We start from the raw sequence: 13209 nt of genomic DNA on the forward strand, positions 1-13209 counted from the left end.
CGGGCATCATGGCTACTTTCGGCACCCTCTCCGATCGACTCGTCGAGACCTTCAAGAACCTCCGCACGAAGGGCAAGCTCTCCGCGTCGGACGTCGACGGCACCGTCCGCGAGATCCGGCGGGCCCTCCTCGACGCCGACGTGGCGCTGGAGGTCGTGAAGGAGTTCACCGGCAAGGTGCGCGAGCGCGCCCTCGGCGACGAGGTCAACAAGGCGCTCAATCCGGCCCAGCAGGTCGTCCAGATCGTCAACGAGGAGCTCGTCGCGATCCTCGGCGGGCAGTCGCGCCGGCTCGAGTTCGCCAAGCGCCCGCCGACCGTCATCATGCTCGCCGGCCTCCAGGGCGCGGGCAAGACGACCCTCGCGGGCAAGCTCGGCAAGTACCTCGGCAAGGACGGCCACACCCCGCTGCTCGTCGCGGCCGACCTCCAGCGCCCCAACGCCGTGCAGCAGCTGCAGGTCGTCGGCGAGCAGGCCGGAGTCGCGGTCTACGCGCCGGAGCCGGGCAACGGCGTCGGCAACCCGGTCAAGGTCGCCCAGAACGCGATCCGCTTCGCGACCGACAAGCAGTACGACACGGTCATCATCGACACGGCCGGACGCCTCGGCGTCGACGCCGACATGATGAAGCAGGCCGCCGACATCCGCCGCGTCACGAACCCCGACGAGGTCCTGTTCGTCATCGACGCGATGATCGGCCAGGACGCGGTCGCGACCGCCAAGGCCTTCCAGGAGGGAGTCGACTTCACCGGCGTCGTCCTCTCCAAGCTCGACGGCGACGCCCGCGGAGGCGCGGCGCTCTCGGTCGCCTCGCTCACCGGCCGCCCGATCCTCTTCGCCTCCACGGGCGAGTCGCTCGACGACTTCGAGCAGTTCCACCCCGACCGCATGGCGAGCCGCATCCTCGACCTCGGCGACGTGCTGACCCTCATCGAGCAGGCCCAGTCCGCGTTCGACGAGGACGAGGCGCGCAAGATCGCCGAGAAGATCATGGGGGACACGTTCACCCTCGACGACTTCCTCGGCCAGATGCAGCAGCTGCGCAACATGGGCTCGATCAAGAAGATGATCGGCATGCTGCCCGGCGCGAAGGGCATGCGAGAGCAGCTCGACCAGTTCGACGAGCGCGAGATCGTGCGCACCGAGGCGATCATCCAGTCGATGACGAAGGCGGAGCGGGTCAACCCGAAGCTGCTCAACGGCTCGCGGCGCCTGCGCATCGCCCGCGGCTCCGGCATGACGGTCACGGACGTCAACCAGCTCGTCCAGCGCTTCGAGCAGGCCGCCAAGATGATGAAGACGGTCGCCAAGGGCGGCATGCCCTCGGTCCCCGGCATGGGCCCCGTGCCCGGCGCCGGCTACCAGGGCCGCCCGAAGCCGCAGAAGAAGAAGAGCAGCAAGTCCGGCAACCCCGCCAAGCGCGCGGCCGAGAACGCGGCGATCACCTCCGGGCCCCGCCCGGGCGATGCGGGCGGCTCCGGCTTCGGCCTGGGCGGCGGCGCCGGCAAGGGCGCCCAGCCCACGCCGGAGGAGCTCGAGCAGCTGCAGAAGCTCCTCGGGCGATGAGGCGGGTCGCGGCCGGACGCGCGGGCGGGATCCTCGTCCTCGCGGCCGTGCTCGGGCTCACCGGCTGCGCCGAGGGCTCCGGGGTCGACGCGATGACGGCGCCCTCCCCGGAGGACCTGGTCGGCCGCTGGGTGACGGGCGTCTCCTACGACGCGCCCGACGTGCCGTTCCTCCTGATCGCGGAGGACGGGTCCTGGACGGGCTCCGACGGCTGCAACGGCGCGCAGGGCGAGTGGTCGATCGACCAGACGGGCGCGCTCACCGTCTCGGCCGGGCCGAGCACGCTGATCGCCTGCGACGGCGTCGCGCTGCCGATGATCTTCTCGGAGGCGGCGATGGCCTCGATCGACGGCGGACGGCTCCGCCTGTTCGACGAGGAGGGGGCCACCGTCGTCAAGCTCGCCCGCTCCACGAGCGACGAGGCGCCCTCGGCGTCGCCGGACCCGGCGGGGGAGTAGCGCGCCGTCCCTCCGGGGGCCGCAGCGGGGATCCCCGGGAGGCGCACCGCTCGCTAGCGTGAGGGCATGACAACCGCACACGCGCGCCCCGTCCGCATCGGCGTCCAGATCGCACCGCAGCACGTCCCCTACGAGGTCATCCGCGACACGCTCGCCGAGCTCGAGGACCTCGGCGTCGACATCGCCTTCAACTGGGACCACTTCTTCCCGCTCTCGGGAGAGCCGAACGGCCTGCACTTCGAGGGCTGGAGCATGCTCGCGGCCTGGGCCGAGCAGACCAGCCGCATCGAGTTCGGCCCGCTGGTCACCTGCAACAGCTACCGGAACCCCGACCTCCTCGCCGACATGGCGCGCACGGTCGACCACATCAGCGCCAAGGGCGCCGAGGGCCGTCTGATCTTCGGCATCGGCTCGGGCTGGTTCGAGCGCGACTACGAGGAGTACGGCTACGAGTTCGGCACTCCCGGCTCCCGCCTCGACGAGCTCTCCGAGGCGATGCCGCGCATCCGCAGCCGGTGGTCGATGCTCAACCCGGCGCCCACCCGCGACATCCCGGTGATGATCGGCGGCGGCGGCGAGAAGAAGACGCTGCGGATCGTCGCCGAGCACGCCGACATCTGGCACAGCTTCTCGGACGTCCCGACGCTCGAGCGCAAGCTCGGTGTGCTCTCGGAGTGGTGCGGCCGCGTCGACCGCGACCCGGCCGCGATCGAGATCTCGACCGGCGCGAGCGTGCGCGGCGGTGTCGGCGACGCCTCCTTCGACGTGCTCGACCAGCAGTACGACCTGGGCGCCCGCCTGTTCACGCTCGGCATCACCGGTCCGGACATCGACCTCGCGCCCGTGCGCGATCTGCTCGGCTGGCGCGACGGCCGGAACAGCACCGCGCGCTGACCCGGCGGGGCGCCGTCACGGCGGCGCCCCGCGTCGGAGTCAGGCCGCCGGCGCGTCCGTCGCCTTCTGGCCGGTCGGCACCGCCCGGGCGAGGCCGGACTTCTCGGCCGCCACCTCGAAGGCGTCGGCCAGGGCGCGCTGGCCCTCGACGGTGGGATGCACGCCGTCCTCGCCGAGCAGCCCGTCCTCGCGGAGGGGGTCCGGGTACTCCAGCGCACCGCCGCCGGCGGCCGTCACGGCCTCGACCAGCGCCGCGTCGTACTCGTCGAGATCGGAGGGGCGCGGGTCGGGGCCCCAGACCGAGTCGAGCGCGATGAGCCGGGCCGAGGGCGAGGCGGACACGATCGCGTCCACCGCCGGCCCGATCGCGGCGTCCACGTCCTCCGGATCCCAGCCCAGGTCGTTGCTGCTGGCGATCAGCACGATCGCGTCGGGCCGGGTGTCGGCGATCTCCTCCGCGCGGTCGCCGATCGCGACGCCGCAGTCGCCCGGTTCGATGAAGCCGCCGCCGTCGCAGCCCAGGTTCGTGACCTCCCAGCCGAGGTCGTCGCCGAGGAGAGCGGGCCAGGCCTGCTCCGGGTCGACCGTCAGACCGCGCACGATGCTGTCGCCGACGATCGTCACCCGGGAGCCGACGGGAAGAGAGCCGCCGATCGAGAGCGGCAGCGGATCGGCGGTGACGGTCGGGAGGGGAGTGGCGGTGCCGGCGGGGGACGCGGTCGCCGGGCCGGTCGTCGTCGAGGACGAGCAGCCGGCGAGGCCGAGGGCCAGCGCGCCGATCGCGGCTGCGGCGAGGAGGACGGGACGCGTCATGAGCGGGGATCCCGGAGCCCGTCGCGCAGCTCGCCCGCGAGCGCCCGGACCACCGCCTTCAGGTCGCCGTCGTTCGCCGCGGCCGTCCGCAGCTGGCGCTGATAGCTCGCTCCCGCGACCAGGATCAGCTCGACGTCGCCGAGCTCCTTCACGCAGTCGAGACGCTCGGCGACCGGTGCGAGGGTGACGAGCAGGTCGCGGATGTCGTCGGTGACCAGCCGCTCCGCTCCAGCGGCGTCGAGGATGATCTCGGCGTCGAGTCCGTAGCGGGCCGCGCGCCACTTGTTCTCGCGCACGTACCAGGGCTGCATCGTCGGAAGGTCCTCGCCCGCGTCCAGCCGCGACGAGAGGTGCTCGACGAGGCACTGGATCAGCGCGGCGACCGCTCCGATCTCCTCCGCGGAGGAGAGGCCGTCGCACGCGCGCATCTCGAGAGTGCCCCACTGCGGCGAGGGGCGGATGTCCCAGCGGACCTCCGTGTGGTCGTCGATGACGCCGGTGCGCATCATGTCGTCGACGTACTCCTCGTAGTTCGCCCAGGCACCGAACTGCGGAGGCAGGCCCGCCGTCGGCAGCTGCTGGAACATCAGCGCGCGGTTCGAGGCGTAGCCCGTGTCGACTCCGCCCCAGAACGGGCTCGACGCCGAGAGCGCCTGCAGGTGCGGGTAGTAGTCGAGCAGGGAGTTGAGGATCGGCAGCACCTTGTCGCGGTGCTCGATGCCGACGTGCACGTGGATGCCCCAGATCATCATGTTCCGGCCCCACCACTGGGTCCGGTCGATCAGGCGGTGGTACCGCTCCTTGTCCGTGATGGCCTGGTCGAACCACTGCGCGAACGGGTGCGTGCCCGAGCACACGAGGTCGAGTCCCATGGGGTCGGTGATCTCGCGCACCTGCCGCAGCTGATCCTGCAGGTCGGCGACCGCGTCGCGGACGGAGGAGTGCACGCCGGAGACCAGCTCGACCGTGTTGCGCAGGAGCTCGCCGGTGATGTGCGCGTGCGGGGCGCCGTCGTCGCTGCGGAGCGCCTCCAGCACCACATCGGCGACGTTGGCGAGATCGCCCGTCTGCCGGTCGACGATCGCGACCTCCCACTCGATCCCGAGCGTGGAGCGGTCTGATGCGGCGAAGCTGATCTCCATGGCGTGGTCCTCATCGGATCCGGGCGTCCGCCGATCGGGACGCGCCTCGCCATCCTGCCACCTGCGGCCGGGGCGGACGCAGAGCCCCGGCGGCGGCCTTCGGGGTCCCGCGCGGCCCGCTCCCGCGAGGGTGCCGCTGGTCGGCGGCGTGCCGGGCCCGCACCGGGGCGGTTTTTCTGGCAGAATGATCCGTCGGGTCCGAGGCGGTCGACCCTCTACTCACCGCCGACGAAACCCCCTCGAGCTTCCGCCGGGTGTGCCCCCACGCTCACGGCTCAGTTCATCCATCATCGACCGGACACCGGTCAACGACCACACAGGAGAATTGTGGCTGTCAAGATTCGTCTGAAGCGCCTCGGCAAGATCCGGGCGCCCTACTACCGCATCGTCGTCGCCGACTCGCGCACCAAGCGCGACGGCCGCGTGATCGAGGAGATCGGCAAGTACCACCCGACCGAGCAGCCCTCGTTCATCCAGGTCGACTCGGAGCGCGCGCAGTACTGGCTCGGAGTCGGCGCGCAGCCGACCGAGCAGGTCGCCGCGATCCTCAAGCTGACCGGCGACTGGGGCCGCTTCAAGGGCGACGCCGACGCCGTCAGCACGGTCCAGGTGAAGGAGCCCAAGGCTCCGTTCGTCGTCGACGCGAAGAAGAAGCCCGTCCTCAAGCCGAAGTCCGAGGCTCCGGCCAAGGCCGCCCCGGTCGAGGACACCGCCGACGAGACCTCCACCGAGGCGTAGTCAGTGCTCGCTCCCGCCGTCGAACACCTCGTCAAGGGGATCGTCGAGAACCCCGATGAGGTCAGTGTCGTGGCCACGAGCTCCCCGCGCGGAGAGGTCCTCGAGGTGCGCGTGCACCCCGAGGACCTCGGCCGCGTGATCGGACGCTCCGGTCGCACCGCCAAGGCCGTCCGCACTCTCGTCGCCGCGCTCGCCGACGGGCGCCGAGTGCGCGTCGACGTCGTCGACACCGACAAGTAGAGGTGTCGGTCACCGGACCGGGCACGACGCAGCTCCGCGTCGCCCGACTCACCAAGGCCCACGGACTCAAGGGCGCCATCAAGCTCGAGCTCTACACGGACGAGCCCGACAAGCGCTTCACCCCCGGATCCACGTTCACGCTGCAGGTCCCGCGCACCTCCGAGTGGCACGGCAAGAAGCTCGAGCTCGTCGAGCTGCGCTGGTACAACAGCCACCCCGTCGCGTTCTTCCGAGGCGTCGACGACCGCAACGCCGCTGAGACCCTCCTGAAGGCGATCCTCTGGATCGACGAGGAGGTGCAGACCCAGCCGGGCGAGGACGACTCCTGGTACGACTACCAGCTGGTCGGCATGAAGGTCGTCCGCGACGGCGTCGAGGTCGGCACCGTCCGCCGCGTCGACCACTTCCCCGCGCAGGACCTGCTCATCGTCGGCACCCCCTCCGGCGAGGTGATGGTGCCGTTCGTGAACGCGATCGTCCCCTCCGTCGACGCCGCGGCCGGGATCGTCACGGTCACGCCTCCGATCGGCCTGTTCGAGGAGGCCCCCGAGGAGGAGCCCGCCGCGGTCGACCTCAGCGGTGTCGACCTCGCGGACCCGGCGCTGAGCGCGCCTGCGGACGCCGACGCGACGGACGCCTCCGATGACGCGGACTCCGCTGACGCGGACGCCGCTCTCGAGGAGCCCGCCGACGACGAGCCCCCGGCCGCCTCCGAGGAGGAGCCCCGGTCGTGAGGATCGACATCGTCACGATCTTCCCGGAGTTCTTCGGCGTGCTCGACATCAGCCTGCTCGGCCGTGCTCGGCAGAGCGGGCTGATCGAGCTCGGCGTGCACGACCTGCGGGACTTCACCCACGACCGCCACCGCACCGTCGACGACACGCCCTACGGCGGCGGCGCCGGCATGGTGATGCGACCGGAGCCGTGGGGCGAGGCGCTCGACACGATCCTCGACGGCGCGGACGACCCCGTCGTGATCTTCCCGTCGCCCGCGGGCGAGCTGTTCACCCAGGCGACCGCCCGCGAGCTCGCGGAGGAGTCCACCCTCGTCTTCGGCTGCGGCCGCTACGAGGGCATCGACCAGCGCGTCGTGGACCACACCGCCGAGCGCGCGCGGGTCCGGCTGATCAGCCTCGGCGACTACGTCCTCAACGGAGGAGAGGTCGCCGTGATGGCGATGATCGAGGCCGTCGGACGCCTGGTCCCGGGCGTGGTCGGCAATCCGGCGAGCCTGGTCGAGGAGAGCCACTCCGACGGGCTGCTCGAGTACCCGAGCTACACCAAGCCGGCCTCCTGGCGCGGCCTCGACGTCCCTCCGGTGCTCCTCAGCGGCAACCACGGGGCGATCGCCGCCTGGCGCCACGAGCAGAGCGTCGAGCGCACGCGCCGCGTCCGCCCCGAACTGCTTCCCTAGCCCCGAGCCGCACGGTCACCGGGCCGCGAGGGCCAGGTGCCGGTCGCGGAGGGCGAGGAAGAGGGGGAACGCGAACGCGAGGGCGACCAGCGGCGCGAGCAGCACCAGGATCCACACGCGGCGCATCCCGATCCGGCGGCCCTCCACCACCATGAAGGCGACGGCCGCGATCGCGACGACCAGCAGGTCGGTCGAGAACGACGACACCCACGGCCCGCCTGCGGCGAGGCCGGCGAGCAGGTCCGCGCCCTCCTGCATAGCCCTCATGTTCCAGGTCCAGGTCCCGATCAGCCCGGCGAGGGCGAGGACGAGGTAGACGATCCCGAGCGGCGTCCAGCCGCGGTGCAGCCGGCTCATGCGCGGGCCTCCGTTCGTGCGAGGGTGAGGATCGTCCCTCCGGCGAGGGCGACCACGGCCACAGTAGCGACGGCGAGGGTCAGCGCGTCCGGTGCGGTCAGCGCCTGACCGCGCAGCGCCTGCCAGCAGGTGAGGGCGACCGCGGCCGCCCAGCCCGCCGAGGCCAGTGCGACGAGCCGCAGCCGGGTGGATCCGGGGCGCAGGACGGGGATCCGGGCTGCCAGCCGTCCGAGCAGCAGCGCGAGCAGCGGGAGCCCCTGCAGAGCGTGCATCCCGACGAAGTGCGGGATGCGCAGATCGCCCCCCGTGGTGCTCCAGCCCAGGAGGGGGAGGCCGGGTCCGCCGTCCGCGACTCCGACGGCGTGCGCACCGACGACGCCCTGGTAGTCGCTGATCTGGCCGGGCGAGGGCCCCGTCATCAGGAACGCGAGGGCCATCCCGACGAGCCCGATCACGAGTCCGGCGCGGACGGCGAGCGTCAGCGCAGGGTCGCCGAGCGGCACCCGCGCCAGGGGGCGGCGAGGACCAGCGTCGCCAGCCAGACCACCATGATCGAGACGGCCATCGAGGCCCAGAGCGCGGCGTGCAGGGGAGTGGAGACGTCGAAGTGGCTGCGCTCGCCGACCAGGGCGGCGCCTCCGATCACGACCATCTCGACCGCCAGACCGACCGCCGCGACCGTGCCCAGCGCTCGGGCGAGGCGGCGCCGGCGGGGCACGAGCCCGATCAGCCAGGCGAGCGTCACGGCGTACAGCGCGATCGAGAGGCAGAACTTCAGCGGCTTGCCCCAGAGCGGCTGTCCGCCGAGCTCGCGGGGATCGACGACCAGCGCGATCGCGCAGAGGAGGGCGCCGAGCGCCATCGCGGCAGCGAGCACCAGGAGCGGCCGGTGCGGAGCAGCGGAGGCTGTGGGCGCGGGCGTCTCGGTCGCGGCGCTCATCGGGGCACCTCCGTCGAGCCGAAGCGGCTCTGCGTCTCGCGCGCCTGGGCGACGCGCCGGAGCGACTGCAGCACCACGTCTCCGAGCGCGGTGCCGACGGCGGCGACGGCAGCCTGCTCGCTCACGCTCTCGCGGGCCTGCAGTTCGTCGAGGTCGGCGGAGGCGACGAGGGCGGCGGCGCGGGCGTAGATCTCGAGCCAGCCGGCGCTCATCGGTCCGGTGGAGAGCTCGAGCGCATCGAGCGCCCGTGCCGCCGTCGCGACGGCAGGGTGGCCGCAGTGGTCGGAGCCCGCGGCCTCGGCGATCCGCCGCGTCGACGCCTCGGTGGCGGACGCGGTCGAGTCGGCGCTCACGGAGACCACGTCCTGCGCCACCTCGAACGCTGCTGTCGGACCGACGCCCGCGTCGAGCGCGGCCGTGATCCGCTTCGCGCCGGCGATACCGACGCCGCCGCTCTCGATGAGCGCCCGGAGCAGCGTCAGGCGGGCGACATGGGCGTCCCCGTACTCCGCCCGCTGGGGGCCGGCGGCGTCGCCCGGCGGCAGCAGCCCCTCCCGGATGTAGTACTTGATCGTAGGCAGGCTGACGCCGCTGCTGCGGCTGAGCTCCGAGATTCGCACGTGGACAGTATCGCTATCCGATAGCGGTACTGTCCATCTGCAGTCAGTCCCGCGCGGAGAGGACGATGTTCCCCGTCTCGGTGATGGCGATCGTGTGCTCCATGTGGGCGCCGCGCGAGCCGTCGCGGCTGCGGAGGGTCCAGCCGTCCTTGTCCGTGTAGATCTCGTCGGTCGTCTGCAGGAACCACGGCTCGATCGCGACGACGAGGCCCGGGCGGAGCGGGTAGCCGCGGCCGGCGCGTCCGTCGTTGGGGATGTGCGGATCGCCGTGCATCGTGCGGCCGACGCCGTGGCCGCCGAAGTCGGTGTTGATGGACAGGCCCTCGGCGTGTGCGACGGCCGCGATGGCCGCGGAGATGTCGCCGATCTTCTTCCCGGGCTGCGCGGCGGCGATGCCGGCCTCGAGCGCGCGTGTGGTGGTGTCGATGAGGGCGAGGTCCTCCTCGCGCGGCGTCCCGACCACGACGCTGATGGCCGAGTCGGCGACCCAGCCGTTCACGGAGGCGGCGAAGTCGAGGGTGAGCAGGTCGCCGTCCTTCAGCCGGTAGTCGAAGGGCAGGCCGTGCAGCACCGCGTCGTTGACGGAGGTGCAGATGACCTTGCCGAAGGGGCTCGCGCCGAAGGAGGGGTGGTAGTCGATGTAGCAGGACTCGGCGCCGGCCGTGCGGATCATGTCGTGGGCGAGCCGGTCGAGCTCCAGCAGGTTCACGCCGACCGCGGCGGCAGCGGAGGTGGCCTTCAGTACCTCGCCGACGAAGCGGCCGGCGGGACGCATCTCCTCGATCTCGGCGGGGGTGCGTAGCTCGATCATCCTGATCCTCTCGGGGTCCGCTGAGCCGTCGCTCAGCGGTGGTGGGTACGGTCGGTGCATGCGCACGCGACGGGCATTCGGTTCCTGGCAGTTCCCGGCGGCGATCGTGCTGCCCTTGTGGATCCTCCTCGGCTACGGGGTCTTCGGAGGATCGAGCGGCTGGACCGTGCTCGGCCTGGTGATCGCCCTCCCCATTCTGGCGGTCGCGCTGGCGGCTGTGGCCGCGATCGTCGCATTCCGGGTGACCGTCCGGCCCACCCGCACTCCCGCGTGGGGCGACGTGGCCGTGGTCGGCGCCTGGCACCTCTCCCTGATCGCCTTCGGCTTCTTCCCGCCCGGCGCCTGGGCGCTGGGCCTGCTCTCGGTGGTCCTCGGAGTGGCGGCCTTCTGGCACTCGGCGTGGCGGTTCCTCGCCGACGCGAGGGCCACTCTCCTCGCCTTCTCGGAGGCGGCGTCCGTGCAGGCCGAGGGCGCTCACCGCCCCGTCGCCGGGGAGGGCTTCGACCCGGAGCGCCCGCAGGACGGGCAGACCATCGTCCTCTGAGGGGTCGGGCGTCCCGAGAGGCGCTGTCCCCTGCGGGGCCCCGCCCTGCTCCACGGCTCGGCCCTCTCGACGGATCCGCCCTCTGCGCGGCTCTGGCCTCAGGGTGACCCTGCCCTCCAGACGAGCCTGCTTTGACTCGGATCGACGCGGCATGGCAGAATGAGCGCTTGTGCCTCGCGCAGGCTCTGCCACAGGGGAGCCGCGACGACGTGGGCACGACCGACTTCCATCAACGAAACGGTGTTCGACCTGTGGCGGGCACGGAGAGCGATACAGCATGCACATCCTCGATTCCGTCGATGCGGCGTCCCTCCGCAGCGATGTCCCGGACTTCCGCGCCGGCGACACCGTCAAGGTCCACGTCAACATCGTCGAGGGCTCCCGCTCGCGCATCCAGGTCTTCCAGGGCGTCGTCATCGGCCGCTCCAACGAGGGCGTCCGCGAGACCTTCACCGTCCGCAAGGTGAGCTTCCAGGTCGGCGTCGAGCGCACGTTCCCCGTGCACTCGCCGGTCATCGACCACATCGAGGTCGTCACCCGCGGTGACGTCCGTCGCGCGAAGCTCTACTACCTGCGCAACCTGCGCGGCAAGAAGGCCAAGATCAAGGAGAAGCGCGACGCCTGAGCGGCATCCGCACGACTTCTCGGGAACCCCGGTCCACCTATGATGGACCGGGGTTCCTCCCTTTCTCGGGGGCGATCCGTCCGGGGAGTCCACCCGGTGATGCACAGTAGGGGCGACGGCGAGCGATGACAGACAGCACGGCCCCGGTCCGCCTCCCCGGAGGCGAGGACCACGCCCGCCACTCGGCGGATCCGTCCGAGAAGCGCCCGCGCAAGCGCCGGGGAGTCCTGCTCTTCCTCCGCGACGTGCTGATCATCTTCGTGGTCGCGGTGCTCGTCTCCTTCCTCGTGAAGACCTTCCTGATCCGCTCGTTCTACATCCCCTCCTCCTCCATGGAGCAGACGCTCGTCGAGAACGATCGCATCCTCGTGAACGAGCTCGTGCCCGGAGTCGTGCCGATCTCGCGGGGCGACGTCGTCGTCTTCCGCGATCCCGGCGGATGGCTCTCGCCGAGCTCCGAGCCCTCCGTGCCGCCGTTCCAGGCCGCGGTCGACTCCGCCCTCGCACTCGTCGGCCTCACCGCTCCCGACAGCAACGACCACCTCATCAAGCGCGTCATCGGCCTGCCCGGCGATCACGTGACCTGCTGCACGCCGCTCGGCCAGGTCGAGATCAACGGCAACCCGATCGACGAGCCCTACGTGAAGCTGCCCGACGGGGTGCAGGCCGTCTCGGCCACCCCCTTCGACGTCGTCGTGCCCGAGGGCTCGCTCTGGGTGATGGGCGACAACCGCTACAACTCCGCCGACTCCCGCTACAACACCGACAAGCCGGGCGGCGGCTTCGTGCCGATCGACAACGTCGTGGGCCGCGCGATCCTCGTGACCTGGCCCGTGCAGCAGTGGGCGTGGCTCGACGACTACCCGTCGGTGTTCCGCGGAGTCGACACCGAGGCCTCCGAGGAGGGCTCGGACGACGCGCAGAGCGGGCAGGGCTAGGTGGTCGTCGCCGAGCCGACGCTGACGCAGGAGCGGCGCCTCTTCCGGCAGGGCTACGAGACGGTCATCGGCTGCGACGAGGTCGGCCGCGGCGCGATCGCCGGCCCGGTGTCGGTCGGTGTCGTGTCGATCGGCAGCCGTTGCGGGCGCTTCCCCGAGGGGCTCCGCGACTCCAAGATGCTCGCTCCCGCCCGCCGCGAGGCGCTCCTGCCGGGAGTCGCGAAGTGGGTCTCGGCCTGGGCGATCGGCGAGTCCTCGGCGGACGAGATCGACGAGACCGGGATCATCGCCGGCCTCGGCCGCGCCGCGTCGAGGGGCATCGAGCGCCTCGCCGACCAGGGCGTCGACCTCGCCACCGCCGTCGTCCTCCTCGACGGCGCCCACGACTGGCTGACGCCCGCGCTGGGCGAGAGGGCGGCAGAGCTGACGATCGTCACCCGCGTGAAGGCCGACCGCGACTGCGCCGCCGTCTCCGCCGCCTCCGTGCTCGCGAAGGTGGGCCGCGATGGTCAGATGGTGCGCCACCACGACGACTTCGCCGACTACGCCTGGGACAGCAACAAGGGCTACGGCAGCGCCGCGCACTGGGCGGGCATCGAGCGGGTCGGCCCGTCCCCGCTGCACCGGGTGACCTGGCTGTCGAAGTCGCGGGAGAGCGTCGAGGAGCCGCTCCCGGCGCTCGGGCCCGTCGGCTCGGCGTAGGATTGTCCAACGATGGATGAGGACGAATTCGAGGACTACGACCGCGAGGTCGAGCTAGCACTGTACCGGGAGTACCGCGACGTCGTCTCGCAGTTCTCGTACGTCGTCGAGACCGAGCGCCGGTTCTACCTGGCGAACGAGGTCGACCTGGTCCGCCGCGACACCGAGCACGACTTCTACTTCGAGCTCACCATGCGCGACGTGTGGGTCTGGGACGTCTACCGCTCCGACCGCTTCGTGAAGTCGGTGCGCGTGCTGACCTTCAAGGACGTCAACGTCGAGGAGCTCTCCCGCAAGGAGTTCGAGCTCCCCAAGGAGCTCGCGCTCGACGAGTAGGGCGCTGTCGCGGCAGCCTCCGGCCCCCTTGCCGGTCGAGCAGCCGCCCGTCTTCGCCGGTCGAGCAGCCCC

19 protein-coding genes are annotated in these 13209 nt (G+C 71.6%); 12 read left to right on the top strand and 7 right to left on the bottom strand.

Going from position 1 to position 13209, the window contains the following annotated elements; translation table 11 throughout:
* Positions 1-8 precede the first annotated feature (8 nt).
* From ffh to C5C36_RS12375, 3 genes are all read left to right on the top strand, one after another.
* On the top strand, positions 9-1565 hold the full coding sequence (gene ffh / locus C5C36_RS12365) for a signal recognition particle protein (RefSeq protein ID WP_104226882.1): 1557 nt from the start codon (positions 9-11) through the stop codon (positions 1563-1565).
* The gene (locus tag C5C36_RS12370; protein WP_104309823.1) at positions 1562-2023 is read left to right on the top strand and encodes an META domain-containing protein; all 462 of its coding nucleotides are present in this window, start codon (positions 1562-1564) and stop codon (positions 2021-2023) included. The genes ffh and C5C36_RS12370 overlap by 4 nt, the downstream gene beginning before the upstream one ends.
* Before the next feature lie 66 nt (positions 2024-2089).
* Positions 2090-2917 carry an LLM class F420-dependent oxidoreductase gene (locus tag C5C36_RS12375; protein ID WP_104223915.1) on the top strand — a complete coding sequence of 276 codons (828 nt, stop codon included), beginning with the start codon at positions 2090-2092 and terminating at the stop codon, positions 2915-2917.
* Between the two features lie 39 nt (positions 2918-2956).
* On the opposite strand, the gene C5C36_RS12380 is transcribed toward C5C36_RS12375, so the two are convergent.
* Both C5C36_RS12380 and C5C36_RS12385 read right to left on the bottom strand, forming a co-directional pair.
* Positions 2957-3730 (bottom strand): SGNH/GDSL hydrolase family protein, encoded by a 774-nt coding sequence (locus C5C36_RS12380; protein ID WP_104309824.1) that lies wholly within the window; start codon positions 3728-3730, stop codon positions 2957-2959.
* A complete protein-coding gene (locus C5C36_RS12385; RefSeq protein WP_104309825.1) occupies positions 3727-4872 on the bottom strand; it encodes a glutamate--cysteine ligase in 1146 nt (381 codons plus the stop codon). The genes C5C36_RS12380 and C5C36_RS12385 overlap by 4 nt, the downstream gene beginning before the upstream one ends.
* Before the next feature lie 327 nt (positions 4873-5199).
* On the opposite strand from C5C36_RS12385, the gene rpsP reads away from it, so the two are divergent.
* From rpsP to trmD, 4 genes are read left to right on the top strand one after another with little or no spacing between them, the layout of a single operon-like run.
* Entirely contained in the window at positions 5200-5610 is a 411-nt protein-coding gene (gene rpsP, locus C5C36_RS12390) for a 30S ribosomal protein S16 (protein ID WP_104223912.1), read from the top strand.
* A 3-nt stretch (positions 5611-5613) separates the two neighbouring features.
* Positions 5614-5850, top strand: coding sequence for an RNA-binding protein (locus C5C36_RS12395; RefSeq protein WP_068210678.1), 237 nt, complete (start codon positions 5614-5616; stop codon positions 5848-5850).
* A gap of 2 nt (positions 5851-5852) precedes the next feature.
* Positions 5853-6584 (top strand): ribosome maturation factor RimM, encoded by a 732-nt coding sequence (gene rimM, locus C5C36_RS12400; RefSeq protein WP_104260575.1) that lies wholly within the window; start codon positions 5853-5855, stop codon positions 6582-6584.
* Positions 6581-7264, top strand: coding sequence for a tRNA (guanosine(37)-N1)-methyltransferase TrmD (gene trmD / locus C5C36_RS12405; protein ID WP_104226875.1), 684 nt, complete (start codon positions 6581-6583; stop codon positions 7262-7264). Before rimM ends, trmD begins: the two co-directional genes overlap by 4 nt.
* Before the next feature lie 15 nt (positions 7265-7279).
* Here trmD and C5C36_RS12410 read toward each other — a convergent pair whose 3' ends face one another.
* From C5C36_RS12410 to map, 5 genes are read right to left on the bottom strand one after another with little or no spacing between them, the layout of a single operon-like run.
* Positions 7280-7621, bottom strand: coding sequence for a DUF2834 domain-containing protein (locus C5C36_RS12410; protein WP_104309826.1), 342 nt, complete (start codon positions 7619-7621; stop codon positions 7280-7282).
* On the bottom strand, positions 7618-8124 hold the full coding sequence (locus C5C36_RS18100; protein WP_258072286.1) for a hypothetical protein: 507 nt from the start codon (positions 8122-8124) through the stop codon (positions 7618-7620). Before C5C36_RS18100 ends, C5C36_RS12410 begins: the two co-directional genes overlap by 4 nt.
* Positions 8100-8561 carry a hypothetical protein gene (locus tag C5C36_RS18105; protein ID WP_258072287.1) on the bottom strand — a complete coding sequence of 154 codons (462 nt, stop codon included), beginning with the start codon at positions 8559-8561 and terminating at the stop codon, positions 8100-8102. Before C5C36_RS18105 ends, C5C36_RS18100 begins: the two co-directional genes overlap by 25 nt.
* Positions 8558-9181: a MerR family transcriptional regulator gene (locus C5C36_RS12420; RefSeq protein WP_104309827.1), complete on the bottom strand. Its 624-nt coding sequence runs from the start codon at positions 9179-9181 to the stop codon at positions 8558-8560. Before C5C36_RS12420 ends, C5C36_RS18105 begins: the two co-directional genes overlap by 4 nt.
* 43 nt (positions 9182-9224) lie before the next feature.
* On the bottom strand, positions 9225-9992 hold the full coding sequence (gene map, locus C5C36_RS12425; RefSeq protein WP_104223906.1) for a type I methionyl aminopeptidase: 768 nt from the start codon (positions 9990-9992) through the stop codon (positions 9225-9227).
* Between the two features lie 58 nt (positions 9993-10050).
* On the opposite strand from map, the gene C5C36_RS12430 reads away from it, so the two are divergent.
* The 5 genes from C5C36_RS12430 to C5C36_RS12450 all read left to right on the top strand — a co-directional run bounded on the left by C5C36_RS12430 (position 10051) and on the right by C5C36_RS12450 (position 13137).
* Positions 10051-10536 carry a hypothetical protein gene (locus C5C36_RS12430; protein ID WP_104223905.1) on the top strand — a complete coding sequence of 162 codons (486 nt, stop codon included), beginning with the start codon at positions 10051-10053 and terminating at the stop codon, positions 10534-10536.
* 277 nt (positions 10537-10813) lie between these two features.
* A complete protein-coding gene (gene rplS, locus C5C36_RS12435; protein ID WP_104223904.1) occupies positions 10814-11161 on the top strand; it encodes a 50S ribosomal protein L19 in 348 nt (115 codons plus the stop codon).
* 125 nt (positions 11162-11286) lie between these two features.
* On the top strand, positions 11287-12099 hold the full coding sequence (lepB, locus tag C5C36_RS12440; protein WP_104250528.1) for a signal peptidase I: 813 nt from the start codon (positions 11287-11289) through the stop codon (positions 12097-12099).
* Entirely contained in the window at positions 12100-12801 is a 702-nt protein-coding gene (locus C5C36_RS12445; protein ID WP_104288324.1) for a ribonuclease HII, read from the top strand. It abuts the gene before it with no gap.
* Between the two features lie 12 nt (positions 12802-12813).
* Positions 12814-13137: a DUF2469 domain-containing protein gene (locus tag C5C36_RS12450; RefSeq protein WP_055792576.1), complete on the top strand. Its 324-nt coding sequence runs from the start codon at positions 12814-12816 to the stop codon at positions 13135-13137.
* The last annotated feature ends 72 nt before the right edge of the window (positions 13138-13209 follow it).

This window comes from Rathayibacter sp. AY1G1, assembly GCF_002932095.1.
Taxonomy (GTDB): Bacteria; Actinomycetota; Actinomycetes; order Actinomycetales; family Microbacteriaceae; genus Rathayibacter.

Excerpts from the sequence above, each read along its gene's own strand:
- C5C36_RS12430 (WP_104223905.1), top strand. The coding sequence starts at position 10,051 with ATGCGCACGCGACGGGCATTCGGTTCCTGGCAGTTCCCGGCGGCGATC.
- C5C36_RS12450 (WP_055792576.1), top strand. The coding sequence starts at position 12,814 with ATGGATGAGGACGAATTCGAGGACTACGACCGCGAGGTCGAGCTAGCA.
- C5C36_RS12410 (WP_104309826.1), bottom strand. The coding sequence starts at position 7,621 with ATGAGCCGGCTGCACCGCGGCTGGACGCCGCTCGGGATCGTCTACCTC.
- C5C36_RS12385 (WP_104309825.1), bottom strand. The coding sequence starts at position 4,872 with ATGGAGATCAGCTTCGCCGCATCAGACCGCTCCACGCTCGGGATCGAG.
- map (WP_104223906.1), bottom strand. The coding sequence starts at position 9,992 with ATGATCGAGCTACGCACCCCCGCCGAGATCGAGGAGATGCGTCCCGCC.
- C5C36_RS18105 (WP_258072287.1), bottom strand. The coding sequence starts at position 8,561 with ATGAGCGCCGCGACCGAGACGCCCGCGCCCACAGCCTCCGCTGCTCCG.
- rplS (WP_104223904.1), top strand. The coding sequence starts at position 10,814 with ATGCACATCCTCGATTCCGTCGATGCGGCGTCCCTCCGCAGCGATGTC.
- ffh (WP_104226882.1), top strand. The coding sequence starts at position 9 with ATGGCTACTTTCGGCACCCTCTCCGATCGACTCGTCGAGACCTTCAAG.
- C5C36_RS12375 (WP_104223915.1), top strand. The coding sequence starts at position 2,090 with ATGACAACCGCACACGCGCGCCCCGTCCGCATCGGCGTCCAGATCGCA.
- C5C36_RS12370 (WP_104309823.1), top strand. The coding sequence starts at position 1,562 with ATGAGGCGGGTCGCGGCCGGACGCGCGGGCGGGATCCTCGTCCTCGCG.
- lepB (WP_104250528.1), top strand. The coding sequence starts at position 11,287 with ATGACAGACAGCACGGCCCCGGTCCGCCTCCCCGGAGGCGAGGACCAC.
- C5C36_RS12380 (WP_104309824.1), bottom strand. The coding sequence starts at position 3,730 with ATGACGCGTCCCGTCCTCCTCGCCGCAGCCGCGATCGGCGCGCTGGCC.